Source organism: Nakamurella sp. (genome assembly GCF_048594475.1).
Classification (GTDB): Bacteria; Actinomycetota; Actinomycetes; order Mycobacteriales; family Nakamurellaceae; genus Nakamurella.
On sequence record NZ_JBMDXT010000162.1, the window covers coordinates 40,408 to 66,416 of the forward strand.

General features: G+C 72.8%; 23 protein-coding genes. 16 read left to right on the plus strand and 7 right to left on the minus strand.

Features of this window, described 5'->3' with window-relative positions; genetic code table 11:
• Positions 1–164 precede the first annotated feature (164 nt).
• Genes ACOJUF_RS08190 through ACOJUF_RS08200 form a run of 3 tightly spaced genes read left to right on the plus strand, consistent with a single transcriptional unit; the run spans position 165 to position 4,746 of the window.
• On the plus strand, positions 165–2,843 hold the full coding sequence (locus ACOJUF_RS08190; RefSeq protein WP_420121366.1) for a hypothetical protein: 2,679 nt from the start codon (positions 165–167) through the stop codon (positions 2,841–2,843).
• Complete coding sequence (locus ACOJUF_RS08195; protein ID WP_420121367.1) at positions 2,843–4,057, plus strand: sensor histidine kinase; 1,215 nt, start codon at positions 2,843–2,845, stop codon at positions 4,055–4,057. The genes ACOJUF_RS08190 and ACOJUF_RS08195 overlap by 1 nt, the downstream gene beginning before the upstream one ends.
• An 8-nt stretch (positions 4,058–4,065) precedes the next feature.
• Positions 4,066–4,746, plus strand: a complete 681-nt coding sequence (locus ACOJUF_RS08200; protein ID WP_420121368.1) for a response regulator — start codon at positions 4,066–4,068, stop codon at positions 4,744–4,746.
• A gap of 29 nt (positions 4,747–4,775) precedes the next feature.
• Here ACOJUF_RS08200 and ACOJUF_RS08205 read toward each other — a convergent pair whose 3' ends face one another.
• Positions 4,776–5,252: a DUF3592 domain-containing protein gene (locus ACOJUF_RS08205; RefSeq protein WP_420121369.1), complete on the minus strand. Its 477-nt coding sequence runs from the start codon at positions 5,250–5,252 to the stop codon at positions 4,776–4,778.
• Positions 5,253–5,291: 39 nt separating this feature from the next.
• On the opposite strand from ACOJUF_RS08205, the gene ACOJUF_RS08210 reads away from it, so the two are divergent.
• Both ACOJUF_RS08210 and ligD read left to right on the plus strand, forming a co-directional pair.
• The gene (locus ACOJUF_RS08210) at positions 5,292–5,960 is read left to right on the plus strand and encodes an NAD(P)H-binding protein (RefSeq protein WP_420121370.1); all 669 of its coding nucleotides are present in this window, start codon (positions 5,292–5,294) and stop codon (positions 5,958–5,960) included.
• Positions 5,961–6,088: 128 nt separating this feature from the next.
• Positions 6,089–7,078: a non-homologous end-joining DNA ligase gene (ligD, locus tag ACOJUF_RS08215; protein ID WP_420121371.1), complete on the plus strand. Its 990-nt coding sequence runs from the start codon at positions 6,089–6,091 to the stop codon at positions 7,076–7,078.
• A gap of 108 nt (positions 7,079–7,186) precedes the next feature.
• Here the strand turns inward: ligD and ACOJUF_RS08220 are convergent, their stop codons facing one another.
• Entirely contained in the window at positions 7,187–7,639 is a 453-nt protein-coding gene (locus ACOJUF_RS08220; RefSeq protein WP_420121372.1) for a universal stress protein, read from the minus strand.
• 72 nt (positions 7,640–7,711) lie between these two features.
• Here ACOJUF_RS08220 and ACOJUF_RS08225 point away from each other — a divergent pair, with 72 nt between their 5' ends.
• Entirely contained in the window at positions 7,712–8,785 is a 1,074-nt protein-coding gene (locus ACOJUF_RS08225; protein ID WP_420121373.1) for an alpha/beta hydrolase, read from the plus strand.
• Between the two features lie 244 nt (positions 8,786–9,029).
• On the opposite strand, the gene ACOJUF_RS08230 is transcribed toward ACOJUF_RS08225, so the two are convergent.
• From ACOJUF_RS08230 to pta, 3 genes are read right to left on the minus strand one after another with little or no spacing between them, the layout of a single operon-like run.
• Positions 9,030–9,953, minus strand: a complete 924-nt coding sequence (locus ACOJUF_RS08230; protein ID WP_420121374.1) for an AEC family transporter — start codon at positions 9,951–9,953, stop codon at positions 9,030–9,032.
• Between the two features lie 3 nt (positions 9,954–9,956).
• A complete protein-coding gene (locus ACOJUF_RS08235) occupies positions 9,957–11,156 on the minus strand; it encodes an acetate kinase (RefSeq protein WP_420121375.1) in 1,200 nt (399 codons plus the stop codon).
• Complete coding sequence (gene pta / locus ACOJUF_RS08240; protein WP_420121376.1) at positions 11,156–13,222, minus strand: phosphate acetyltransferase; 2,067 nt, start codon at positions 13,220–13,222, stop codon at positions 11,156–11,158. Before pta ends, ACOJUF_RS08235 begins: the two co-directional genes overlap by 1 nt.
• 153 nt (positions 13,223–13,375) lie before the next feature.
• Between pta and ACOJUF_RS08245 the strand changes: the two genes are divergently transcribed.
• The 6 genes from ACOJUF_RS08245 (at position 13,376) to ACOJUF_RS08270 (ending at position 20,337) form a co-directional block, all read left to right on the plus strand.
• Positions 13,376–14,092: an ABC transporter ATP-binding protein gene (locus tag ACOJUF_RS08245; RefSeq protein ID WP_420121377.1), complete on the plus strand. Its 717-nt coding sequence runs from the start codon at positions 13,376–13,378 to the stop codon at positions 14,090–14,092.
• A gap of 8 nt (positions 14,093–14,100) precedes the next feature.
• The gene (locus ACOJUF_RS08250; protein ID WP_420121390.1) at positions 14,101–14,835 is read left to right on the plus strand and encodes an ABC transporter permease; all 735 of its coding nucleotides are present in this window, start codon (positions 14,101–14,103) and stop codon (positions 14,833–14,835) included.
• A 13-nt stretch (positions 14,836–14,848) separates the two neighbouring features.
• Complete coding sequence (locus ACOJUF_RS08255; RefSeq protein WP_420121378.1) at positions 14,849–15,565, plus strand: TetR family transcriptional regulator; 717 nt, start codon at positions 14,849–14,851, stop codon at positions 15,563–15,565.
• Entirely contained in the window at positions 15,562–16,899 is a 1,338-nt protein-coding gene (locus tag ACOJUF_RS08260; RefSeq protein WP_420121379.1) for a family 1 glycosylhydrolase, read from the plus strand. The genes ACOJUF_RS08255 and ACOJUF_RS08260 overlap by 4 nt, the downstream gene beginning before the upstream one ends.
• A 73-nt stretch (positions 16,900–16,972) precedes the next feature.
• The gene (locus ACOJUF_RS08265; RefSeq protein WP_420121380.1) at positions 16,973–18,316 is read left to right on the plus strand and encodes an MFS transporter; all 1,344 of its coding nucleotides are present in this window, start codon (positions 16,973–16,975) and stop codon (positions 18,314–18,316) included.
• A 140-nt stretch (positions 18,317–18,456) separates the two neighbouring features.
• Positions 18,457–20,337: a KUP/HAK/KT family potassium transporter gene (locus ACOJUF_RS08270; protein ID WP_420121381.1), complete on the plus strand. Its 1,881-nt coding sequence runs from the start codon at positions 18,457–18,459 to the stop codon at positions 20,335–20,337.
• A gap of 64 nt (positions 20,338–20,401) precedes the next feature.
• Here the strand turns inward: ACOJUF_RS08270 and ACOJUF_RS08275 are convergent, their stop codons facing one another.
• On the minus strand, positions 20,402–21,052 hold the full coding sequence (locus ACOJUF_RS08275; protein WP_420121382.1) for a hypothetical protein: 651 nt from the start codon (positions 21,050–21,052) through the stop codon (positions 20,402–20,404).
• Between the two features lie 101 nt (positions 21,053–21,153).
• Between ACOJUF_RS08275 and ACOJUF_RS08280 the strand changes: the two genes are divergently transcribed.
• The gene (locus ACOJUF_RS08280; protein ID WP_420121383.1) at positions 21,154–22,011 is read left to right on the plus strand and encodes a hypothetical protein; all 858 of its coding nucleotides are present in this window, start codon (positions 21,154–21,156) and stop codon (positions 22,009–22,011) included.
• Between the two features lie 76 nt (positions 22,012–22,087).
• On the opposite strand, the gene ACOJUF_RS08285 is transcribed toward ACOJUF_RS08280, so the two are convergent.
• Positions 22,088–22,849: a nucleotidyltransferase domain-containing protein gene (locus ACOJUF_RS08285; protein ID WP_420121384.1), complete on the minus strand. Its 762-nt coding sequence runs from the start codon at positions 22,847–22,849 to the stop codon at positions 22,088–22,090.
• A 174-nt stretch (positions 22,850–23,023) separates the two neighbouring features.
• On the opposite strand from ACOJUF_RS08285, the gene gluQRS reads away from it, so the two are divergent.
• From gluQRS to ACOJUF_RS08300, 3 genes are all read left to right on the plus strand, one after another.
• Positions 23,024–23,959, plus strand: a complete 936-nt coding sequence (gene gluQRS, locus ACOJUF_RS08290) for a tRNA glutamyl-Q(34) synthetase GluQRS (protein WP_420121385.1) — start codon at positions 23,024–23,026, stop codon at positions 23,957–23,959.
• A gap of 384 nt (positions 23,960–24,343) precedes the next feature.
• Positions 24,344–25,027, plus strand: coding sequence for a queuosine precursor transporter (locus ACOJUF_RS08295; RefSeq protein ID WP_420121386.1), 684 nt, complete (start codon positions 24,344–24,346; stop codon positions 25,025–25,027).
• A gap of 161 nt (positions 25,028–25,188) precedes the next feature.
• A partial coding sequence (locus ACOJUF_RS08300; protein ID WP_420121387.1) for a serine/threonine-protein kinase occupies positions 25,189–26,009 on the plus strand: 821 nt, incomplete at its 3' end.

Below are 26,009 nucleotides of genomic sequence, written 5' to 3' on the forward strand. Positions count from 1 at the left end.
TCCCAGCTCCAACGGCGCGCCGTGCGCCCGCCGTCCTACCGGAGCACGACGGACAGGTCCTTCCTGCGGACGACGCGCTCGCGGCCCGACCTCGCGAGTATTGGTCCGATCGACGAGCGTGGATCGCCCTGCGAATCCAATGAGCCTTGTGCGACGATTAATCCTTGGTGTCCGATTGGGGGTTCATGATGAGCAATGCGATGAACTGCGTCCCGAAGGCCAATCAGCCGGACGACCGCGGTGAATGGGTCACGGGCCGGTACCTGGCCGACAACGGACGCTGGTTCGTCCAGCTGCGGATCGGCGCCGGCCGACGTCCGACGGTCAGCGCCGACCTTCAGGTCCGTGACGGGTCGAGCCTGATCGAGCTGTCGATGCTCGCTCGATCGCCGGACGCGGCCCCTGCTCGGCCGGGCGGCACCCAGGACATCGAAAGCGACGCTCCCGAGGAGGCGTGGCCGCAGCCTGAACGGGAAGCCGTCTTCGCCGACGGACGGGGCGCGCTGTCGTCCGGGAAGGTCCGCGTCGACATCGTCGACCACGGGCTTGTCGACGTGACCTTCACTCTCGGACGGGGCCTGGCCGGGCTTGTCTCCGGGTATTCGGTGACCCTCAGAGCCGCCCGGGTGAGCACGGCACTGCGCGACGTCGGGCTGGAGGTCGAGTACGAGTCGGGCGTGGAGAGGTATTTCACCGATGAACTGCACGACGCCAAGTCAGCTCTCGAGAAGGTTTTGCATCAAGCGGGTCTGGACATCCACGAGGTCGGTCGGCGCACCGTCATCGACAGTCCCCCCGGCGGGGCATGGTCGGCGTCGGACGTCTTCACCGCCCTGAACAATCAGCTGCGAGCCGCGGCCCAATCCCCACTGACATCGCCGGTGTGGGAACTGCACCTGCTGCTGCTGTCCAAGAGCAGCCGGGACGGCCTGCTGGGCATGATGTTCGATTTCGCCGATGATCTGCCTCGACAGGGCGCCGCGGTATTCGTCGAAGCGGTCCACGACAGTTGCCCGGACAAGAAGGATTCACCGACGCGAATCCTGGCCACGGCGGTGCACGAACTCGGACACTGCCTCAATCTCACCCACCGCTTCACCCGCGACGTGGGGCGGGCGGACTCCCTGTCGTTCATGAACTACGACTGGGTCTATCGGGGTGGGCGGCACGCCGACCAGTACTGGCGGGATCGGCGCGACCCACTGTCGGAGGATCCCGGTCCGAACGCTCCCCGGAGACGGACGTTCGACGACGACGAGCTCGAGTTTCTGCGCCACGGACCTCGCTTCGAGGTCATCCCGGGTGGTGCTCCATTCGGATCGGCCCGCTACTGGATCACCGCCGATGGGGGGTCGGCCGATCTACCGGTCCATCCCGATCCAGGTCTTCACCTGTGGCTGACTCCACCGGTCACCGGCACCCGGTTCAACTATCTGGACCCCGTCTTCCTCCAGGTCTCACTGCGGAACAAGGGTGGATCAGCTCGCCGCATGCCCCGGTATGCGCTCGACACGAAGGCGGGCCTGCTCGACATCGTCATCCGACGGCGCGCGGCGCCGGGACGGGGTGCCGCTTCGGACGGTGACCTCTTCGTGCCGTTCATGCGCCGCTGTTTCAGCGTCACCGGCTCCCAGGAGATCGTGCTCCAACCGCGGGAGTCCCTGCACAACAACGTGAATCTGACGTTCGGCTCGGCCGGCTTCCCGCTGGCGGAGCCGGGGGAATACCTGATCACGCCCTTGCTGACATTGTTCGACGTTGATCCGAGCGTCGAGGGGCGACCGAGCCTGACGGTGGTTCAGGGTCCGGAACTCGCCATCACCATCGACCCCCCGGACACCCGGGCCCGCGAACGCGATGCCGACCTCGTCCTGCGCAATGACGTGGGCGCCAGCTTCGCGCTCGGCGGCGCGGACTGTCTGCTGGCGGCGACCGAGACGCTGCAGATGCTCGTCGAGCGACGCGATCGTGACGATCGGGGCGGTCGCCCGGACGGGCTGCGGGCCGCCGCCGCCCGCGTGGTGGGGCTGAACGCACTTCGCCACGATCGGGGCGGCGAGGCGGCCCGATGGCTGAGAGTCGCCACCGAGCCGACGTCGCTGGCGACGTTCGACCCGCACACCGCCGAGCACACGAGACGGATGGCCGCGAAGCGAACGGCCGCGCGGAGAACCGACACGGCCTACCTGGACCTGACGGTGCAGGTCACCGAGGAGACCCGCCAGCGCAAGCGTCCGGTACCGGGCGTTCTCGTGTCGCAGGACGTCAAGATGTCCAGCGGTCGCCCGGGGAGCCTTCTGGTGGTCGACGCCACCACATTCGCCGGCGATCCGGTGGTCCGCGCCCAGGCCGTCGTCTCGACCGACGAGGGCAGCACCGAGACGGTCACTGTGCGGCAGATCGACGTCTTCGGCGCCGTCGGCGACAGCGGTCGGACCACCTCCGGTGACGGGGGACCCGGCCCGGTGGCCGTCGCCTATCTGGACCGGGTCCTGACCGGCGGCGGGTCGGCCGCGAAGGTCGATCTCGGGGTCCTTCGCTCCGATGTGGGACGGACGGCGGACGGTGTGCGAGGCGTCCTGACCCGGGCCGGCCTGGAAATCCCATCTGCGGATGACGATCTCGACGCCGGCCCGTTGCGCGTGGTCGCCGCCGCGGGCCACGCAGCACCCTGGGACGGCAATGACGACGGGTCCGCCCCGGCCCAGGAGGTGCGCAGCGAGTCCTACATCTGGCACAAGGCGGCCTGGAAGTGGTGCTGGTTTCTCAACATCTGTCACGAGGGGCCGCCCGACCCGTACGCCAGCGGTGAGTCCGGCCCGGACCGCCCCCCGGACGCATGATGACCAGGCACCCGGGCGCCCCGTCACGGCTGCGGTCAGTCGGTCGGCCGCCGCCGTGGAGCGACATCGGGCTGGCGACCGTCCTGTTCGTGGTGGATACGCTGGTGTTCTCGTCGATCACCGTGGTCAGCCAGGGCGGCGTCCCGGCGCTTCTGCTGAGCATCGGGGTCTTCGCACCGCTCGCGTGGCGGACGATCGCACCCGTGCGGGTCTTCTTCGTCGTCTGGTTCTTCACGGTGTCCGCGGCGCTGGTCGTCCCGGAGCTGAGGCCGGTGCTCGCCCTCCTGGTCGCCACCTACACCATGTCGAGCAGGACGGACTTGCGGACATCACTGCTGGCACCCGCGCTCGCCGTCCCGACCGGAGGTGTGATCGCGGTCAGCGCGGAGCTCGATCAGAACCCCGAGATGCAGGCGTGGACCATCGCCGTCAGCGTCGGCGTGCTCGTCGGCCTGCTCAATCTCGCGCCGTGGCTGCTCGGCCGATGGGTCTACGCAAGCCGATCCGCGGTGGCGGCTCTCGAACTGGCTCGACAACGCGAAGCCGAACAGGCCCGGGTGGAGGAACGCCGGCAGATCGCCCTGGAACTCCACGACATCATCTCGCACTCCGTCACCGTCATGGTGCGGCAGGCCGACGGCGCCCGCGCGGTCCTCGGAGGCGACCCCGCCGCGGTCGCCAATTCCCTCGAGCTGATCGCGAAGGTGGGTCGTGATTCCATCGGCGAGTTGCGACGTCTGCTCGGTGTGCTGACCGATGGAACGCTCGCGCCGGTCGCGAGTGAGGCCGCCGGACTCGCCGATCTGACCACGGTGATCGACGACGCCGAGCGGGATGGGCTGCGGGTACGCCTGCAGGTCAGTGGCCGCCAACCGCCCGTGCCCGACAGTTTCGAGCGCACCGTCTTCCGGATCGTTAAGGAAGGTCTGGTCAACGCCCGCAAGCACGGCGGGCATGGCAACCGGGTGACCGTGCAGATGTTCTGGAGCGACAGCGTTCTCGTCCTGACGATCGCCGACACCGGCGGGCAACCCGACTCCGACGCCTCGTTGTCGACGGGGAACGGTCTGAACGGATTGCGGGAACGAGTCCGGGCGAGCAATGGTCGGCTCGACGCCGGGCCGGGCCCGGACGGGGGCTTCGCCGTGACCGCGACCCTTCCGATCCCGCCGACGGCCACGCCGGTGACGACGGCGGGAGGCAGCCAGCCGTGACGGTGCGCGTGCTGGTGGTCGACGATCACGCGCTGATCCGCACCGGCCTGGCGATGCTGTTGAACGCCCAGCCTGACATCCAGGTCGTCGCCGAGGCCCGGGACGGAGCCGAGGCGATCGCCATGGCCGCCGAGCATCAGCCCGACGTCGTCCTCATGGACGTCCGGATGCCCGGGACCGACGGGGTCACCGCCACGAGGCATCTTGTCCAGGAGCCCGACGATGTCGACCACCTCGTCAAGGTGATCATCCTGACGACCTACAACGCCGACGACGCCGTCTACGCCGCGCTCCGCGCCGGGGCATCCGGGTTTCTGCTCAAGGACGCCGAGCCGGACGAGCTCATTCGCGCCGTCCGTGCGGTCGCCGCCGGCGACGGGTGGCTCGATCCGTCCGTCGCCCGGCGGTTGATCTCCGAGTTCCGTTCCCGCCCGGACACGAACCTGGCGCCGTCGGACGCACTCGCCCAGCTCACTGCGAGAGAGCGTCAGGTGCTCATTCTCATGGCCCACGGGCTGACAAACGACGATCTCGTCGAACGTCTCACCGTCGAGATGACGACCGTCAAGACACATGTCGGACGAATCCTGATGAAACTGGCCGTCCACGATCGCGCGCAGGCGGTCGCAACCGCCTATCAGCACGGACTGGTCCGACCCGGTGATCCCCCGCCCCGCTATGGCGGGTAACCCGACGGTCGACGACCCCGCCCGATCGGCTAGGCCCGGGCCTGCAGCACGACCACCCCGATGATGACGATGACGAAGGCGGCGACCGCCCAGATCGCCACGATCACCGTGCGGTCGGCCCCGCGGAGCGCCGGGGCGACGTTCGCCAGCGAGTGCGGCGCGATGCACGCCAGGGTGGGGTTCTGCGGGTCGTGGTAGACGTCGACCAGGGTGCCGACCCGCGGGGTGCCGGCCGCCCGGATCCGCGAGGTGAAGGTGACCTCGCGCCCGTCGACCGTCCGGTAGGTGATGACGGGCCGGCGGATCCGCTGCATCGTGCCGTCTTTGGCCTTCGCCCGGCGGCCGTAGGACTGCTCGTCGACCACGACGCCGCTGGCCGGCAGCCACCCGGAGGGCACCTGCGGGATCGACCGCGACCGTGTGGAGTACCGGACCTGGCGGGTGGCGAACGACGCGGCGAGCAGGATGGGTACCGCCGCCAGGAGGAGGCTCAGCCAGTCGGGCACCCGACGATGATGTCAGCAAATGTGCGTACGGTGGGCGGCATGCGGGTCGTCATCGCGGGTGGACACGGCAAGATCGGGTTGCGGCTGGCCAGGCTGCTCGGCGAGCGGGAGGAACACGCGATCGCGTTGGTCCGCTCCGCGGAGCAGGAGGCCGACGTCGTCGCCCTCGGCGCCCATCCGGTGATCTTCGATCTGGAGGCCGGCTCGGCGCAGGATCTGGCGACCGTGCTGGCCGGCGCGGACGCGGTGGTGTTCGCCGCCGGCGCCGGTCCGGGCAGCGGGGCCGACCGCAAGGACACCGTCGACCGGGGCGCCGCCGTGCTGCTGGCCCAGGCCTGCGAGCTGGCCGGGGTGCGGCGCTACGTCATGGTCTCGTCGATGGGCGCGGACACCGGTGCCGCCGGCCTGCCGGCGGGGGCGGACGAGGTCTTCGCCGCCTACCTGGACGCGAAGAAGGCCGCCGACGACGATCTGCGCGCCCGCGACCTGGACTGGACGATCCTGCGCCCCGGCGCCCTGACCATGGCGTCCGGCACCGGCGAGGTGCGGCTGGCCGAGAAGACCGGCCGGGGCGAGGTGCCGCGGGAGGACGTCGCCGCGGTGCTGCTGGCGTTGCTCGACGAGCCCCGCACCGCCGGGCTGACCCTGGAGCTGATCGGCGGCGACACCCCGATTCCCGAGGCCGTGGCCGCCGTCCTGCCCGGCTGACCGCGCGGATCAACGTCCCCGGCGCGGCTCAACTCGTCGACGTCCGCCCCACCCGTCCCAACCGGCGTCACTTCGTCCGCGCGAGCGCGGTTCCGGCGTGGCCGGACGACGGTGGGTAGCGTGACCGGATGGCCCGCTCCAGCGACACCGGCGACCCGATCGAGCTGACGGTCGGCGAGCGCACCGTGCGCGTCACCAACCCGCTGCGCGTCTACTTCCCCGAGACCGGCGCGACCAAGCTCGACCTGGCGCACTACTACCTGTCGGTCGGCGACGGCATCGTCAACGCCCTGCGCGAACGGCCGTGCATGATGCACCGGTTCCCCGAGGGTCTGGCCGGCGAGAAGGTGCACCAGAAGCGGCTTCCCCGCGGCGCACCCGACTGGGTGCAGACGGTGAAGGTCTTCTTCCCCCGGTACCGGCGGACCGCCGACGAGCTGTGCGTCACCGAGCTGGGCAGCGTGGTCTGGGCGGTGCAGATGTCCACCGTCGAGTTCCACCCGTGGAACTCGCGGCGGGCCGACACGGAGAAGCCCGACGAGTGGCGGATCGACCTGGACCCGATGCCCGACTGCGACTTCGGCCGGGTCCGGCGGGTCGCCGGCGTCGCCCACGAGGTGCTGGACGAGCTCGGCGCGGTCGGCTGGCCCAAGACGTCCGGCGGCCGGGGCCTGCACATCTACGTCCGCATCCCGCCACTCTGGGGTTTCGCCGACGTGCGGCGGGCGGCGCTGGCCTTCGCCCGCGAGGTCGAGCGCCGCGCCCCGGCCGACGTCACCACCGCCTGGTGGCGCAAGGATCGGGACCCGGCGATGCTCTTCGTCGACTACAACCAGAACGCCCGCGACCACACCATCGCCAGCGCGTACTCGGTGCGCGGGACGCCCCGCGGGACCGTCTCGACCCCGGTCCGCTGGGACGAGATCGACGACGTGCTGCCCGACGACTTCACCATCGCCACCGTGCCGGCGCGGTACGCCGAGCTCGGCGACCTGCACGCCGGCATCGACGGCGCGCCGTTCGACATCACCCCGCTGCTGGAGTGGGCCGACCGCGACGAACGGCAGGGTGCCGCCGATCCGGGCGAACCGGACGCCGTCGACCTCGACGGCCGCTGACCCGGCCGGCCGGCGTGTGGACACCTGCGCGGATCAAATCACGCCAGATGGGACGGGTGGGACGGAAGTCGACGAGTTGAGCCGCGCCGGGGTAGATGATCCGCGCGGTCAGGGCACGACGGTGACGGGCCACTTGCCGGCCCGGACCAGCCGGACGCCGACGGAGCCGACGATGCGGTGCCCGGCGGAGGTCGAGGCCCCGACGACGACCGCATCCGCGAGGACCTTCTCGCAGATCCGCGAGATCTCGGTGAACGGGTCACCCGTGGTCTCGATGAACCGGGCCCGCACACCGGCCCGGGCGGTCGCCTCCACGAACTGGGCCCGCAGCTCGTCGGCGACCTGACGCTCGGCCTGGTCGAACGCCGGCATCGCCGCCGGAGCCAGGCCGACCAGCGAGGACCCCGCGATCACCACCACCGCGACCAGCTCCGCGGCCTGACGCCGGGCCAGCCCGGCCGCGTACGCGGCGGCCCGCAGGGACGTCGTCGATCCGTCGACCGCGACGACGATCACCCGGGGTCCGTCGGTCCCCCGCTCGAACTGCTCGGTCCCGCTCACGTCGACGAGTCTGCTGACTATCCTGGGCCGGTGCCAGACCCGGTGTCCGATTCCACGGTGTCCGATCCTGCGGTGTCCGATCCTGCGGTGTCCGATCCCCGGGCGTCCGACGCGACGCCGGCGCGTCGGGCGGTGAACGGCCCGGAGTCCGACCCGGCGGCGCCGGGCGACGGACCGGCGGTGTTCACCGACCCGCAGCCGGACATCTTCGGCGCGCCGTACGAGGCGCTGACCCTCGTGCTGCCCGACGACCGGGAAGGACCGGTCGTCTCCACGCTCGTCCGGCGCCGGGCGGCCCGGCCCACGTCGAGCGCGGTGCTGTACCTGCACGGTTTCTCCGACTACTTCCACCAGCGGGAGCTGGCCGATTTCCACGCCGCCCGCGGCGACGACTTCTACGCCGTCGACCTGCGCAAGAACGGCCGGTCGCTGCTGGCCCACCAGACTCCCGCGGACATGGCCGACGTCGCCGACTACTACCCCGAGCTGACCGCCGCGCTGGCCACGATCGTCGCCGACGGCCACGAGAGCGTCGTGCTCAACGCCCATTCCACCGGCGGGCTGATCGGCGTGCTGTGGCTGCACGACGCGCCGAAACTGGGCACCGACCTGTCCCCCGTGACGGCGGTCGTGCTGAACAGCCCGTTCCTGGACGTGCCGGCGAACTGGGCGCTGCGGGCCCTGGCCCCGCGGCCGTTCGCCGTGCTGGCCCGCAACCGGCCGCAGCTGGTGCTCCAGCAGCCCACCCGCAGCCAGTACCAGATCAGCATCCACGCCACCGAGCGCGGCGAGTGGGAGTTCAACCCGGCGTGGAAGCCCGTCACCGGCGGAGTAGTACGGGCCCAATGGCTCTCGGCCGCCCAGCGGGCCATCGCCCGGGCCCACGCCGGCCTGGGCCTGCCGATGCCGCTGCTGGCGATGAGCAGCAGCCGCACCGTCCGCGCCAAGCAGTGGACCGATGAGCTGCTGCGCGGCGACGCCGTGCTCAACGCCGACGCGATCGCCCGCTGGTCGACGATGCTCGGCCGGCACGTCACCTGCGTCCGGATCGCTGACGGCATGCACGACCTGCTGCTCTCCACCCCGCCGGTGCGGGCGGCGGTCTACGCCGAGATGGCCCGCTGGCTCGACGCCTACGGCCGCTGACGCCGTCCGGCCGGCCGGCGACCCGGCACACGGCCGTGCCGGGGGACCCCGGTGCCAGGCTGATCAATTCCGCGCGTGTTGCCCGATTCGTCCGGCTTTGGTGCGGGTTTGATCAGCGAAGCAGGCGGGTCCGGAGGAGCGGCGGGCGGCGGTCAGGGCGGCGAGCCGGTGGTCAGGACGCGAGCCGGACGGCGGTCAGGACAGACGGGCGGCCAGGACAGCAGGCGGTCAGGACAGCAGGCGGTCAGGACAGCAGGCCGGCGATGGCGACCAGCACCGGGATGCAGAACAGGGTCGTGGTGGCGACGGCGTCCCGGGCCAGCGGCACCGCGGCCTGGTAGCGGACGGCGTAGACGAAGACGTTCTGCGCGGTCGGTAGCGCGGCGCACATGGTCGAGGCGAGCAGCGGCACCCCGCTCATCCCGAACACCCAGCGCCCGAGCACATAGGCGACGACCGGCATCACCATCAGCTTGAGCACCGCGACCACCGACAGGTCGGCGGCCCGGCCGCCCCGGCCCGGCAGGGGCGCCCCGCGCAGCGAGATGCCGAACGCGATGAGCGCGCCCGGCACGGCCATCCCGGCGATCAGCTTGAGCGGGGCGTCGATCAGCGCCGGGATGCTCGCCCCGGTCGCGGCCAGCGAGATGCCGATCACCGAGGCGATGATCACCGGGTTGCGCACCGGCTGGATCAGCACCCGCCGCCAGGACGGCCGGCGTCCCGACTCGACCATGTCCAGCACCACGAACGCGATCGGCGCGAGCACCGTCAGCTGGTAGAGCATGACCGGCGCGACCAGGGCGGCGTCACCGAAGACGTAGACCGCCAGCGGGATGCCGAGATTGCCGGCGTTGACGTACGACGCCGCCAGGGACCCGACGACCACCGACCCGACGTCGCGGCGCCACCACACCCGCGCGATCAGCAGGAAGATCGCCCACGACACGGTGGTGGTCAGTGCGGTGACCGCCAGCCCGGCCGACAGCACCGCCGAGATCGACGCCCCGGCCAGGGTTTCCAGCAGCAACGCCGGGGTGGCGACGAAGAAGACCAGCCGGGAGAGCACCGTCGGGGTGCCGGGCGGCAGCAGGGTGGTCCGGGCCAGCCCGTAGCCCACCCCGACGACGAGGCCGATCGTCGTCAGGCCCTGCAGGACCGCCAGCACCGGTCAGCGGACGAGCGCGAGGGTCGCGCGGGCGATCGCCAGCTCCTCGTTCGTCGGGACGACCATCACCGTGACGGGCGACCCGTCGGCCGAGATGACCCGCGGCTGCGGCGATCGCACCGCGTTCCGCTCGGGATCCAGGACCAGGCCGAGGCCCTCGAGCCCGGCCAGCACCCGGGCCCGCACGGTGGCGGCGTTCTCGCCGACCCCGGCGGTGAAGGTGACGACGTCGGCGCCGCCGAGCACCGCCAGGTACGCGCCGATGTACTTGCGCACCCGGTGGCAGTAGACGTCCAGGGCCAGGGCGGCGTCGGCGTCCCCGCCGTCGATCAAGGCGTCCAGATCACGGAAGTCGGAGACGCCGGACAGCCCGAGCATGCCGGAGCGCCGGTTGAGCAGATTGTCGATCTCGTCGATCGACAGCCCGCCGGTCCGGGCCAGGTGGAACACCACGCCGGGGTCGAGATCGCCGCTGCGGGTGCCCATCACCAGACCCTCCAGCGGGGTCAGGCCCATCGACGTCTCCACCGCCCGGCCACCGGCGACCGCGGACACCGACGCCCCGTTGCCCAGGTGCAGCACGATCTGCCGCAGGTCGGCCAGGTCCCGGCCGAGCGCCTGCGCGACCTGACCGGCGACGTACTGGTGGGACGTGCCGTGGAAGCCGTAGCGCCGCACCTGGTACCGCTGCGCCACCGCGCGGTCGATCGCGTAGGTCGCGGCCGCGGCCGGCAGGTCCCGGAAGAACGCGGTGTCGAACACCGCCACCTGCGGCACGTCCGGGAACGCCAGCATCGCCTGCTCGATGCCGATGGCGTTCGCCGGATTGTGCAGCGGCGCCAGCACCGACAGGTCCTTGATCGCGGCGAGCACCGCGGCGTCGATCAGTGTCGGGTCGCCGAACCGCGACCCGCCGTGCACCACCCGGTGGCCGACGCCGGCCAGCCCGGACCGCGCGATCGGCCGGCCCGCCCGGTCGAACAGGTCCTTCATCACCTCGATGGCGGCGGCGTGGTCGGCGATCTCGCCGGTGAACTCGAACTCCTCGCCGTCCTGCCGGTGGGTCGCCCGGCCCGGCTCGGCGCCGGCGACGCCGATCCGTTCGATCAGGCCGACCGTCACCGCCTGGCCCTCGTCGGGATCGATCAGCTGGTACTTCATCGACGAGGAACCGGAGTTCACCACGAGGATCGGATACCGCATCAGGACGCGCCCCCCTGGGCCTGGATGGCCGTGATGGCCACGGTGTTGACGATGTCGGCGACCAGCGCCCCGCGGGACAGGTCGTTGACCGGCTTGTTCAGGCCCTGCAGGACCGGGCCGATGGCGACCGCCCCGGCGCTGCGCTGCACGGCCTTGTAGGTGTTGTTGCCGGTGTTCAGGTCCGGGAAGATCAGCACGGTCGCCCGGCCGGCGACCTTGGAGTCGGGCAGCTTGGTGACGGCGACGTCCGGGTCGACCGCCGCGTCGTACTGGATCGGTCCCTCCACCAGCAGGTCGGGCCGCTCCCGGTGCACGATCTCGGTGGCCGCGCGCACCTTCTCCACGTCCTCGCCCGAGCCGGAACTGCCGGTCGAGTACGACAGCATCGCCACCCGGGGATCGACCCCGAACTGGGCGGCCGTCTGCGCCGACGAGACGGCGATCTCGGCCAGCTGCGGGGCGGTCGGGTCGGGGTTGACCGCGCAGTCGCCGTAGACCAGCACCCGGTCGGCCAGGCACATCAGGAACACGCTGGAGACCACGGTGGTGCCCGGCGCGGTCTTGATGATCTCGAACGACGGCCGGATCGTGTGCGCGGTGGTGTGCACGGCGCCGCTGACCATGCCGTCGGCCATCCCCAGGTGCACCATCATCGTGCCGAAATAGGAGACGTCGCTGACGATGTCGGTCGCCAGCTCGAGCGTGATGCCCTTGTGCGCGCGCAGCCGGGCGTACTCGGCGGCGAACCGAGCGACCAGCTCCGGATCGGTGGGCGACAGGATCCGGGCGGCCGAGATGTCCAGGCCCAGGGTGTCGGCCTTGGCCTTGATCGCCATCTCGTCGCCGAGCAGGGTCAGGTCGGCCACGTCCAGCCGGAGCAGGATGGCCGCGGCCCGCAGGATGCGCTCCTCCTCGCCCTCGGGCAGCACCACGTGCCGGCGGTCGGCCCGGGCCCGCTCGATCAGCCGGTACTGGAACATCATCGGGGTGACCACGCTGGGATCGGCCACGTCCAGCGCGCCGACGATCGCGTCGGCGTCGACCCCCTCGGCGAACGCCTGCAGCGCCTTCTCCAGCTTGATCGCCGAATCCGCGGTCAGCCGGCCGCGGACCCGGCCCAACCCGGTCGCCGTCTCGAACGTGCCCGAGTTGGCCAGCAGGATCGGCATGTCCGGCTTGATGCCGTCGATCAGCCGGGTGATGGCCGAGTCGGGGGTGTACCCGCCGGTCAGCACCATCGAGGCCAGCTCGGGGAACGTCGCCGACTGGTGGGCCAGGATCAACGCCGGCAGCATGTCCGAGCGATCGCCCGGGACGATGACGGTGGTGAACGGCCGCAGCCGCTTGAGCACGTTGGGCGGCGTCATCGCGGCGACCAGGAAGCCCATCGACTCCCGGGCCAGCAGCTCCTCGTCGCCGCGCCACAGCACCGCCCCGCAGGCGTCGCGCAGGTCGGCGACGGTCGGCGCGCCCAGCAGCGGGACGTCGGCGATCGCGCCGGAGACCAGGCCGCCGCGGCCGAGCAGGTCGCGGACGGCCTCGATCGCTTCGGGGTCGACCCGGTTGGCGATCGCCGCCACCGGTTGCGCGTGCCAGGTGACCAGCTCCGACCTGGCCAGTTCGATGGTCGCCGCGATCACCGCGGGGGTCCGCCCGGACCCGTTGACGACGATGACCACCGGCGACCCGAGATTGGCCGCGATCCGCGCGTTGCTGGCCCACTCGTTGCCGGTGGTGACGTCGGTGTAGTCGCTGCCGACCACCACCACGGCGTCGTACTCGGCGCTCAGCTCGCCGAACCGGTCGACGATCCGCGACAGCGCGGCGTCCTGGTCGGCGTGCCACTGCGCATAGCTGACGCCGGTGGCGTCGGCGTGGTCCTGCCGCACGCCGGGATGCGCGATCAGCAGGTCCACGACCGTGTCGCGATCATCCTCCGAGTCGATGATCGGCCGGAAGACGCCGACCCGGCCGACCCGACGGCTGAGCAGGTCGACCAGCCCCAGGGCCACCGCCGACTTCCCGGAATGCGCCTCCGGCGCGGTGATGTACAGGCTGCGCGACATGTGCTGAGGCTATCCGGGCCGGTGGACGCGGTCGTGCCGAACGACGCGCGTCACACCCGAATTCATCAGGCGTTGACATCCCGTCCGCACCGGGTCTACCGTCAGCTCGGAACGAGAATTCATCCTCCGTTGAGATATCGGGAGGTGGGAGCCGTGGCGAACGGCATCGTGGTGACCGATCTGGTCGTGCGGCGGGGTCGGGCGACCGTGCTGGACGGCCTGAGCTGCCGGGCCGGGGCCGGGCGGATCACCGGGCTGCTGGGACCGTCCGGGGCCGGCAAGACCACGCTGATCCGGGCGATCGTCGGGGTGCAGATCGTGCGGTCCGGCACGGTCACCGTGCTCGGCGAACCGGCCGGGTCCGCCTCGCTGCGCCGCCGGATCGGCTACGTCAGCCAGGCGCCGTCGGTGTACCAGGACCTGTCGGTGATCGAGAACGCGCGCTACTTCGCCGCCATCGCCGGCGCCGGCGGCGCGGCGGCCCGGGCCGCGGTCGACCAGGTCGGACTGGCCGGGGCGGCCGGCCGGCTGGTCGGCACGCTGTCCGGCGGTCAACGGTCCCGGGCGTCGCTGGCCTGCGCGATCGTCGGCGACCCGCCCGTCCTGGTCCTCGACGAGCCGACCGTCGGGCAGGACCCGGTGCTGCGCGAGGAGCTGTGGGGCTTCTTCCACGAGCGGGCGGCGGCCGGGGCGACCGTGCTGGTCTCCTCGCACGTGATGGACGAGGCCACCCGCTGCGACGCGCTGCTGCTGATCCGCGACGGGGTGCTGCTGGCCGACGACACCCCCGCCGCGATCAAGCACCGGGCCGGCACCGACGACATGGACCGGGCGTTCCTGCAGCTGATCCGGGAAGGGGCCGGGCGATGACCGCCGTGATCGATCCCCGCATCCTGGGCGCGACGACCGTGCGCATCCTGCGCCAGCTCCGGCACGACCCGCGCACCCTGGCGCTGCTGGTCGCGGTGCCGGTCGTGCTGATGGGCCTGGTCTACGCGATGTACGACGGGTCGCCCCAGGTCGGGCAGATCCTGCTGATCATGCTCGGCATCTTCCCGTTCGTGATCATGTTCCTGATCACCAGCATCGCCATGCTCCGGGAGCGCACCAGCGGCACCCTGGAACGCCTCATGACGACCCGTACCGGACCGGGCGACCTGCTGTTCGGCTATGGCATCGCCTTCGGCGCGACGGCCGCCGGGCAGGCCGTGGTCGCGGCGGCCTGCGCGTACTGGCTGTACGCGATGACGACCGCCGGCGCGGCCGGGCTGGTGGTGCTCATCGCCGTGCTCACCGCCCTGCTCGGGGTCGGGCTCGGGCTGGCCTGCTCGGCCCTGGCCCGCACCGAGTTCCAGGCCGTGCAGATGCTGCCGGTGGTCGTGATCCCGCAGATCCTGCTGTGCGGCCTGTTCGTGCCGCGGGACGCGATGGCCGGTTGGCTCTCGGCCCTGTCCGACGTCATGCCGCTGAGCTACGCGGTGCAGGCGCTGCAGGAGGTGGGCGGCAACGCCGAGCCGACGTCGACGTTCTGGACCGACCTCGCCGTCGTCGGCGGGTGTGTGATCCTGGGTCTGGTCCTGGCCGCGGCGACCCTGCGCCGGCGGACCGTCTGACCCGAGGAGACGCATGACCGCCGGACCCGACGCCCGCCGGCGCCCGGCCCGCACCGGACGCCGGCCCGGCAACCCGGACACCCGGCGGGCGATTCTCGACGCCGCCCGCGCGACCTTCGCCGAGTCCGGTCTGGACGGCTCGTCGATCCGGCGGATCGCCGGCCGGGCCGGCGTCGACCCGGCCCTGGTGCACCACTACTTCGGGACCAAGGACGACCTGTTCATGGCCACGATCGAGTTGCCGATCGATCTGCCGGCCCTGCTGCAGCGGGTCGGTGCCGACGGTCCGGACGGCCTCGGCGAGCGGCTGGTCACCATGATCCTGACGGTCTGGGAGTCGCCGGCCGGCGCCGGCCTGGCCGGCTGGCTGCGCACCGCACTGGCCGACGAGGGGCGGGCCCGGCTGCTCCGGCAGTTCGTCGTCGCCTCGGTCGCCGCCCCGTTCGCCGCCGCCGTCGGCATCCCCGAGGCCGAGCGCGAGCGCCGGATCGGGCTCGTGATGACGCAGGTCGTCGGCCTGATCGTCGGCCGCTACCTGCTCGCCCTGGAGCCCGTGGCGGCCCTGCCGCCCGGTCAGGTGGTCGCGTCGGTGGGCGGCACCGTCCAGCGGTACCTGACCGGCCCGCTGCCCGTCCCGCCGGACCCGGCCCCCGGCCCCCGCCGGCCGGCCGCCCCGCACGTCGCGCCCGACCCGGCCAGCGCCCCGGACCCCGCGGACGCCGCCGGATGACCGGACCCGGCGGTCTGCTCCTCGGGGTGGCCTCCGGCGCCCCGCACGTCGAGGGCTCGGCGGGCCGCGGCCGGTCGGTGTGGGACGCGTTCGCCGCGGCGCCCGGCCGGATCGCCGACGGCACGGTCCCCGACCCGGCCGCCCGACCCGGGCACGCCGACCCCGATCTCGCCCTGCAGGCCGCGCTGGGCGGGGACGCCTACCGGATCTCGGTGTCCTGGCCGCGGGTCCAGCCGGGCGGGTCCGGGCCGGCCGCTCCGGCCGGCCTGGATGCCTACGACGCCCGGGTCGACGGCCTGCTGGCCCGCGGCATCCGGCCCTGGGTCGCGCTCTACCGCTGGGACCTGCCGCTGGAGCTGATGCTCGACGGCGGCTGGCTGGTGCGGGACACCGCGGAGCGGTTCGGCGACTACGCGGCCCTGGTCGCCGGCCGCCTGGCCGATCGGGTCGACGGGTGGGCGACGCTGGACGACCCGTTCGCGCACATGGCCCTGGGCCACGCGGTCGGGGTCGATGCCCCCGGTCTGACCCTGCTCGGCGGCGCCTTCGCCGTCACCCACCATCTGCTGCTGGGCCACGCCCGCGGGGTCGCCGCCCTCCGGGCCGCCGGAGCCGGCCGGGTGGGGCTGGTGAACAACCACACCGCCGTGCGCCCGGCCGGGCCGGGCGGCGCCGACCGGTGGGCCGCCGGGTTCTACGACCGCTACCACAATCGCCAGTTCGCCGACCCGGTGCTGCTCGGCGCCTACCCCGAGCGGCTGATCACCCTGCCCGGCGTGCCCGACGACCTCGTCGCCGACGCCGACCCGGCCGCGATCGCCGCCCCGCTGGACTTCTACGGGGTCACCTACGAGCACCCGGTGACGGTCGCCGCGGCCCCGGAGAACCGGTCGGTCCCGCTGAGCCTGGTGCCGATGGCCGGCGTCCCCCGGTCGGCGACCGACCTGCCGCTGCACCCGCCGTCGCTGGAGCGGGCGCTGCTGGACCTGCGGGACCGGTATCCCCGGCTGCCGCCGGTGTACGTCACCGCCACCGCCGGTGCCTTCGACGACGAGGGCGGCGCCCCCGACGTCGGGGGCCCCGCCCGGATCGACTTCCTGGACGGCCACCTCGCCGCCCTCCGGCGGGCCGCCGCCGCCGGCGTACCGGTGGCCGGGTACTTCCACTGGACCCTGCTGGACGGGTGGGAGGGGTCGGCCGGCCGGCGGCCGCGGACCGGGCTGGTGCACGTCGACCCCGACTCCGGGGTGCGCACCCCCCGCCCGGCGTTCACCCACTACCGGGACCTCATCCGGGGTGACCGGCCGACGGCCGGGCCGGCCGCAGGCCCCTGAGCGAGCGCGACGCGGCCCGGTCCCGGTGCGGGTCGAGGTGCCGGACCCGCCGGGCAGGCCATACATTCCCCCGGTGAGCACCGCCTCCATCGAACCGGGCAGCTACGGCCGCCCGGTGCCGGCCGGCCGCGTCATCGCCTGGGGTCTGTGGGACTGGGGATCGGCCGCCTACAACGCGGTCATCCTCACCTTCGTCTTCTCCGTCTACCTGACCGACGCGGTCGGCGACGACCTGCCCGGGTCGATCTCGGCCAACACCTGGCTCGGCTGGTCGCTGGGCATCGCCGGCTTCCTGGTCGCGATCCTCGCGCCGATCACCGGCCAGCGGGCCGACGCCGGCGGCCGGCGCAAGCTGTCGCTGGGGGTGTGGACCGCCCTGACCGTCGCCTCGATGGCGGGCCTGTTCTTCGTCAAGAACGACTACCACTACCTGTGGTTGGGCCTGCTCCTGCTGAGCCTGGGCTCGATCTTCTTCGAGTTCGCGTCCGTCTCCTACAACGCGATGCTGCACCAGGTCTCGACGCCGCGGACGATCGGCCGGGTCTCGGCGTTCGGCTGGTCGATGGGCTACTTCGGCGGCATCGTGCTGCTGCTGGTCTGCTACGTCGGCTTCATCGCGCCGGACGTCGGCTGGTTCGGGGTGACCTCGGCCGACGGCCTGAACATCCGCATGGTCGCCCTCTTCGCCACCGCCTGGTTCCTGCTGTTCGCGATCCCGGTGCTGATCGCGGTGCCGGAGATCCACGGCGCCCCGGCCGCGAAACGGGTCGGCTTCCTCGCCTCCTACCGGCTGCTGTTCCGCGACCTCACGGAGCTGTACCGCACCGCCCCGCACACCGTGTACTTCCTGGGCGCCAGCGCGCTGTTCCGGGACGGCCTGGCCGGGGTGTTCACCTTCGGCGCGGTGCTGGCCGTCACCGTCTACGGGATCGACAGCGCCGACGTGTTGATCTTCGGCGTGGTGGCCAACGTGGTGTCCGCGCTCGGCGCCCTGACCGCCGGCTTCTTCGACGACCGGCTGGGGCCCAAGTCGGTCATCGTCTTCTCCCTCTCCGGGATGCTGGTGGCCGGCGGCGTGCTGCTGTTCGTGTCCGGCCCGACCATGTTCTGGATCTTCGGGCTGATCCTGTGCCTGTTCGTGGGGCCCGCACAGTCCTCGTCCCGCACCTTCATGGCCCGGCTGGCCCCGCTGGGCCGGGAGGGCCAGATCTTCGGCCTGTACGCGACCACCGGACGGGCGGTGTCGTTCCTGGCGCCGACCCTGTTCGGCTTCTTCACGTTCCTGTTCGGCGCGGACCGGGCCGGCATCATCGGCATCCTGCTGGTGCTGGCGCTCGGGCTGGCCGCGCTGATCCCGGTCCGGTCGCCGGCCCCCGGGGCGCAGGCACCCGCACTGCCGGGGCGGACCGCGGGGTAAGCGCGGCCGGTCCGGGGAACCACCCAGACGGTGACGCTTCGCCCATCGGGCGCCGTCGGAACGAACGGTGAGCCCCCGGCCCCGGCTCATCCGGGCGAGGCGCTCCCCCGGCGGACCAGCCGGCCGTCATGCTGACCCACATGGCGAAGAGGACGGCAGCTCCGGCGAGCGCCGGGGCGGTGATCGGGGCGCTGGGCGTGGTCTTCGGCGACATCGGGACGAGCCCGCTGTACACGTACCAGACGGTCGTCAACACCCCGCACCGCACGCTCGACCGCGACCTGATCATGGGCACCACCTCCATGATCATCTGGGCACTGCTGCTGGTGGTGACCGTCCTCTACACCCGGCTGCTGATGCGGGCCGACAACGCCGGCGAGGGCGGCCTGCTCGCGCTGTTCGGCCTGCTGCGGCTGCGCAGCCGCAGCACCCGGGTCGTGGCGGTCTGCGCCGCGCTGGCCATGGTCGGCGCGGCCACCTTCCTCGGTGACGCGGTCATCACCCCGGCGGTCTCGGTGCTCTCGGCGGTGGAGGGCCTGGAATCGGCCGACACCGGCCTGGCGCCGGCCGTGGTGCCGATCGCGGTGGTGATCCTGGCCGCACTGTTCCTGCTGCAACGGTTCGGCACGGACCGGATCGGCCGGCTGTTCGGCCCGATCATGATCATCTGGTTCCTGGTCGCCGCCGGGCTCGGCCTGTCCTCGCTGATCCGCACGCCCGAGGTGCTGCAGGCGCTGTCCCCGCACTGGATCGTGTTCCTGGTCGTGCACCAGCCGTGGGTCGCGTTCGTCGCGCTCGGCGGGGTCGTGCTGGCCATCACCGGGGCCGAGGCGCTGTACGCCGACATGGGCCACTTCGGGCGGCGGCCGATCGTGCTGGCCTGGCTGGCCGTCGTCTTCCCGGCCCTGGTCATCAACTACCTGGGTCAGGGCGCCGAGGTCCTGCGCACCCCGAACGACGCGGCCAACCCGTTCTGGACGCTGGTGCCCGACCGGGCGACGATCCCGATGGTCGTCCTCGCCACCCTGGCCACCATCATCGCGTCCCAGGCGGTGATCTCCGGCAGCTTCAGCGTCGTCCACCAGGCCGGCCGGCTCGGGCTGCTCCCCCACCTGCTGGTCAAGCACACCTCGACCCACAACTCCCGGCAGATCTTCCTACCCGCGGTCAACACCATGGTCGCCGTCGCGGTGCTGACGCTGGTGCTGACGTTCCGCAGTTCGGCGGCGCTGACCGACGCCTACGGGCTGGCCGTGACCATCACCATCGTCATCACCACGGTGATCTACCTGGTGCTGCGGCAGACCGAGCGGCGCTGGTCCCCCGGCTTCTTCGTGGCCGCCGGCATCCTGCTGGTGATGCTGCTCTTCCTGGCCGCCAACCTGCTCAAGATCCCCACCGGCGGCTGGCTGCCACTGGGCATCGCCGTCGTCCTGGTGACGATCATGGGCATCTGGACGTGGGGCGACCGCCGGATGCACGCCGCCCTGCAGAGCGACGCCAGCACCGCCGAGCACAGCATCGACGCCGCCCTGGCCGACCTGCGCAAGGGGCACCGGGTCCCCGGCACCGCCGTCTACCTCACCCAGAGCGCGGGCGTCGCCCCGCTCGGGCTCCGGGCGATGATCGACTTCACCCGGGCCCTGCACCGGGTGGTGCTGATCCTGCGGGTCAGCGTCTCCGACCAGGCCCTGCTGCCGCCCACCGGCCGGACCACCGTGGTGACCCACGGGCCGGGGGTGTTCGAGATCGAGTGCCGGGTCGGCTACTACGAACGGTTCACGGTGCCCGAGCTCATCGCCGCCGTCCGCGACGCCCATCCCGAACTCGCCGGCACCGACCCCCGCACGACCCACTTCGTGCTGTCGCACGTCTCGCCCCGGCACCGCTCGTCGGCCCTGGTGCTGTCGTGGCGGCAGCGGATCTTCGCCGCTTTGCACCGCCTCGGCCCGCCCCGCGCCGACGTGCTCGGCCTGCCCACCGACCGGACCATCTCGGTCGGTCGGGACGTCTCCTTCTGAGCGCGGGCCCCGCCCGCCCGGTCGCGGGACCGGGGCCGATCCGGGTGCCCGCCGACCCGCCCGGTCAGGCGGCCGCCCGGGCGGCATCGTGCAGGACGGGACGGGCGAGCTCGGCCGCCTCGATCAGGGCCTGCCACCGGCGGGCGCCGCGGCGCGGCCCGGCGGTGAGCCGCCACAGGGCGCACCGGCCGTCGAGGGTGTCCAGGCGGGCCCCGCCGCGGTCCTCGTCGAGCAGCGCGGCGATGGCCCCCAGGTTCCGGTGGCCGGCCAACGCCCGGGCGGCCGGCGGCGCGCAGTCCCGCCGCACGCGAAGTCCCAGCCCGGCCACCGGCACGGGCACCGTCGTCGAACCCCAGGGGTCGAAACGGCTCGCCAGGCGGTGATGCTGCCGGCCGTGGCCGTGCAGGGCCAGCTCGGTCTGGGGCAGCGGCACCGCGGTGCTCGGATCGTCCCAGCTGACCATGTCGAAGCTGGACGTGTCGTACTCGTCGTGGAACACCGACAGGTGGGAGGCCAGCATCCCGTCCGGCGCGGCCGCCGCCCAGTACTCGCACGGCGTCGGGCGCCGGCCGGCCAGCTCCTCGACGTCGGCGCGGGCCAGGACGGGCGGCTGCAGACCCACCAGGGACGGTGGCGCGACCTGCCGCCAGCCCCGGGCGGCGGCCGCGTCCAGCATCGCGGCCGGGGCGGTCGGGCCGCGCCGCAGGAACGTCACAGCGGTGTTGTACCGGTCCCGGGCGGGCCGGGTCCAGCGTCGCCGTCCCGCCGCCGCGGAACCACCCATCCGGTGACGCTCCCGGCACCTACGATTCGGCCATGGGCCAGTGGTGGGACGAGAACATCATCGAGCCGGGCAAGCTGCCCCTGCTCCTGTGTTTCGCCGCGTTCATCGTCACGTTCCTGTCGACCCGGATCATCACCCGCCTGATCCGGGCCGGGATCGGACCGTTCAAGAACAACGTGTCCTCGTCCGGAGTGCACATCCATCACGCCGTGCCGGGCATCATCCTGCTGATCCTGGGCTCGATCATGGCGCTGCGCGGACCGGACTCGCCGTGGATCGAGATCGCCGGCGTGCTGTCCGGCATCGGCATCTCGCTGATCCTGGACGAGTTCGCGCTGATCCTGCACCTGCAGGACGTGTACTGGGCGAACGAGGGCCGCATCTCGGTGGAGATGATCGGGCTGGCCACCGCCGTCTTCGGGTTCGTCCTGCTCGGGTTCAGCCCGCTCGGGGTCGACGAGGTGACCACCGGTGGGCTCGAGGTCCGGTTGACCTTCCTGACCGCGGCCACGCTGCACTTCGGCCTGCTCCTGATCTGCGTGTTGAAGGGCAAGTACCGCTCCGCCCTGGTCGGCTGCTTCATCGGGCCGGTCGCGTGGTGGGCGTCCTGCCGGCTGGCCCGGCCGAACTCCTGGTGGGCGCGGCACCGGTACCGCAAGCCGCGCAAGATCGAGCGGGCGCGCCGTCGCGAGGCGAAGTTCCAGGCCAAGTGGGATCCCCGCTGGCGCTGGGTGTCCGACCTGATCGCCGGCGCCCCCTCGATGCCCGACCCCGCGCCGGTTCCGGCCGTCGCGGCCGCCGCCGTCCCGGGCACCGTCCCGGGCACCGCGGCCGGTCCGGCGTCCGACGCCGTCGCCACGCCCGACCGGGAAGGGTCCGGCCGGCTCTGACCGGCTCCGGCTGCGCTCGACGGCCGAGATCGCGCGGCCAGGGGGTCGCGGCCGGCCGGGTGCGGCCCGGGTCCGATCAGCCCTCGATCAGGCGCAGCACGTCCCGCTGGAACCGCCGGACCGCGGCGACGTCCGGCGGCGGGCCACCGTCCCGGGCCCGGAACGCGGCCCGGATGATCCCCGTGTCCAGCGTCCCGGGCTGGGCCCGCACCGCGGCCCCGGCGACGGGCTTGGCCAGCCAGCGACCGCTGCGGACCCGGCACAGCGCGCGGCAGGCGTTGAGCACGGCGTCGTCGGACGCCGCGGCCGGCGCCTGCAGATGCCAACGCAGCGACTCGGCGAGCAGCCCGCGCAGCTCCCAGTCGCCCGGCCCGGCGAAGACGGTGGCCGCGGGCGGACCGACGATCGCGCGCCCGTGGTCGGCCAGGATGCCCCGGTCGATCGCGTACCAGAACTGCCCGTCCGCGGCCGGCCGGTCCGCCGGATCCTGCGTCGCGCGGAAATCCATCCGGGCGCCGCTGTTCAGTTCGACCTCGAAGCCGGGGTCGATGCCGCCGGCCGCGGCGACCTCGGCCCGGTAGACGACGAGCTCAAGGCCACGGGCCGGGCACGGCAGGTTCTCGTGGCGCAGGGCGGCGACCAGCGCGCACTTGGCCTCGCCGTCGAGCCGACCGGCGACCACGACGGCCACGTCGATGTCGCTGCGGCCCGGCCGGTAGCCGTCCAGGGCGAGTGAGCCGCCCGCATAGACGCCGACCAGATCGGCACCGACGACGTCACGGCACCGGCGGGCGAGCTCGGTGAGGTAGTCGCGGACGGCGGGATCCGGCGGGTTCATCGCGGCAGTCCCGGCAGTCCCGGCAGTCCCGGCCGTACCGGCCGGCGCGCGCTTCGGCATGATGGCGGCGATGAGCGGCGCCCGGGTGTGTGCGGAAGGTCGGCAGGTCTCACGCCTGCTGATGCTCCGCGGTCGCGCATGGCCGGCGGCGCACCGACGCGCCCGGCCGCGACGATGACCGCGGGCCGGTTCGCCCCGAGCCCGTCGGGCGACCTGCACGTGGGCAACCTGCGCACCGCGCTGCTGGCCTGGCTGTTCGCCCGCTCGACCGGCCGGCGGTTCCTGGTGCGGATGGAGGATCTGGACCGGGTCCGGCCCGGCGCCGCGGACCGGCAACTGGCCGACCTGGCCGCGCTCGGTCTGGACTGGGACGGGCCCGTGGTGCACCAGTCGGACCGCACGGACCGGTACGACGCGGCGATCGCCACACTGGTCGGCCGCGACCTGGCCTACGAGTGCTTCTGCACCCGGCGGGAGATCCGGGAGGCGGCGTCCGCGCCGCACCCCGACCCGTCGTTCCCGCAACGGATCGGCGCCGACGGCGCCTACCCGGGGACCTGCCGGTCGCTGACCGCGGAGCAGGTACGGCACCGGCGGGCGACCGGCCGGCCCAGCGCGCTGCGGCTGCGCGCCGCGGTCGACCGGTGGACCGCCGACGACATGCTGACCGGCCCCTTCACCGGCGCCGTCGACGATCTGGTGCTGCGGCGCAACGACGGGGTCGCGGCGTACAACCTGGCCGTGGTGGTGGACGACGCCGCGCAGGGCGTCGACCAGGTGGTCCGCGGCGACGACCTGCTCACCTCCGCCCCCCGGCAGGCCTACCTCGCCGGCCTGCTCGACCTGCCGCCGGTGCGGTACGCGCACGTGCCGCTGGCGCTGAACCGGCAACGGCAGCGCCTGGCCAAGCGGGACGGCGCCGTCACCCTGGCCGACCTGGCCGCCGCCGGCCGCTCCGCCGTCGACGTGCTGGCCCTGCTCGCCCGCTCGGCGGGCCTGGCCGGCCCCGACGAGCACCCCACCCCGGCCGACCTGCTGCCCCGCTTCGACCCGTCCGCCCTGCCGCGCGACCCCTGGATCGTCGACCCCGCCGCCCTCGTCACCACCTGATCCCGCCCCGGCCGGCCCCCGCTCTGCCCCGCCCCGCCCGGCCCCCCGCCCCCTTCGCCGCGCGGATCAACAACGCCGGCGCGGATCAAATGATCGACGTCCGTCCCACCCGCCACATTCCGGGCTATTTGATCCGCGCAGCGGTCCACACCGGTGGGTGTGGATGGGCGCGCGGACGAAATCGTCGACTCCAGTCCCACCAGCCACATTCGGGCCCGGATGATCCGCGCGGCGGTAGATGATCCGCGCGGGGTGAGGCGGCGGTAGATGATCCGCGCGGGGTGAGGCGGCGGTCGATGATCCGCGCGGGGCAGGGTACGCGGCGGTCGATGATCCGCGCGGGGCAGGGTGAGCGGGGGCGGGGCGGGCTGCTTGGATGGCGCGGTGACCGAATTGCCGCCGGACCCGGCGACCGCCAAGCCGCGCTCCGGCAATTACGACCTGATCGTCGTGCTGTTCTGCGGGCTGCTGCTCATCTCCAACATCGGGGCCACGAAGCTGATCCAGTTCGGCCCGATCATCACCGACGGCGGGGCGATCCTGTTCCCGATGACCTACATCCTCGGCGACGTGCTGAGCGAGGTGTACGGCTTCAAGCGGGCCAAGCGGGCCATCCTGATGGGCTTCGGGCTGTCCGTCCTGGCGTCGCTGACGTTCTACCTGGTGCAGATCGCGCCCGCGGCCGACGCCTACGAGAACCAGGCCGCGTTCGAGGCGGTGCTCGGGTTCGTCCCGCGGATCGTGCTGGCCAGCATCCTGGGCTACCTGGCCGGGCAGCTGCTCAACGCCTACGTGCTGGTCAAGATCAAGGAGCGCACCCAGGAGCGCAAGCTCTGGCTCCGGCTCATCGGCTCCACGGTGGTCGGCGAGCTGGCCGACACCCTGGTCTTCTGCACGGTGGCGTTCTACGGGGTCATCACCGGGGGCGAGTTCGTCAGCTACGTCGTCACCGGCTACGTCTACAAGGTGCTCATCGAGGTCGTCTTCCTGCCGGTCACCTATCCGGTGATCGCGCTGGTCAAGCGGCACGAACCGAATTACGTGCCGGGCGCGGCCGTCCGCGTGTGACCGCCCGGCGCCCCCGCGCAGCCGGCCACGGCCCACCCGGTGACGCCCCCCCAGCCGGCCCGGGGGCGGGACCGGCGATGCGTCCCGACCCGGTCCGGGGAATCGGGTCGTCGCCGCGAACTCCCGGGTTTGACCGGGCGCCGGGGGGAAACCTGTCCGTGATGCGGTCGGAACGCGGGACGGGCGAGCAGCCGTCCGTCCGCCACCCCGGGCCCACCCGGGAGATCACCCGCCCCGATCCCGCGGTGGCGACGGCGGCCGCGCCGGCTCCCTTCGCCGCCGACCGGCCGGTGGTCGGGCCGGGGACCGTGCTGGACGGCCGGTACCGGCTGGACGAGGCGGCCGGCCGGGGCGGCAGCGCCACCGTCTACCGGGCGACCGACACGGTCCTGGGCCGGCGGGTCGCGGTCAAGGTCTTCCACCCCGACCAGCCGGGCACCGAGGTCTCCGAACGCCGCGCGCGGGAGATGCGGCTGGCCGCCGCGGTCAGCGATCCGCACCTGCTGGCCGTGTACGACGCGCACCTGGGCCGGCCGGACGGGACGGACGACCGCGAGGTCCCGTGCTACCTGGTGACCGAGTTCGTCGACGGTCCGAACCTGGCCGACCTCGTCACGCCCGGCGGGCTGCCGCCCGATCAGGTCCGGCAGGTCGGCGCCGGCGTCGCGCGGGCGCTGGTCGCACTGCACGATCACGGCCTGGTGCACCGGGACGTCAAGCCGAGCAACGTGCTGCTCACGGCCGCGCACCAGGCCAAGCTGGCCGACCTCGGGATCGCCCGCGAACTCGACGGCCGTCCGGTGACGCAGGACGGCGCCGTTCCCGGCACCGCCCCCTACCTGAGCCCCGAACAGGCCGAAGGCAAGTCGGTCGGCCCGGCCTCGGACGTGTACTCGCTGGGCCTGGTCCTGCTCGAGTGCCTGACCGGCCGGCGTGAGTTCCCGGGTGCCGCGCTGGAATCCGCGCTCGGCCGGCTGCTGCG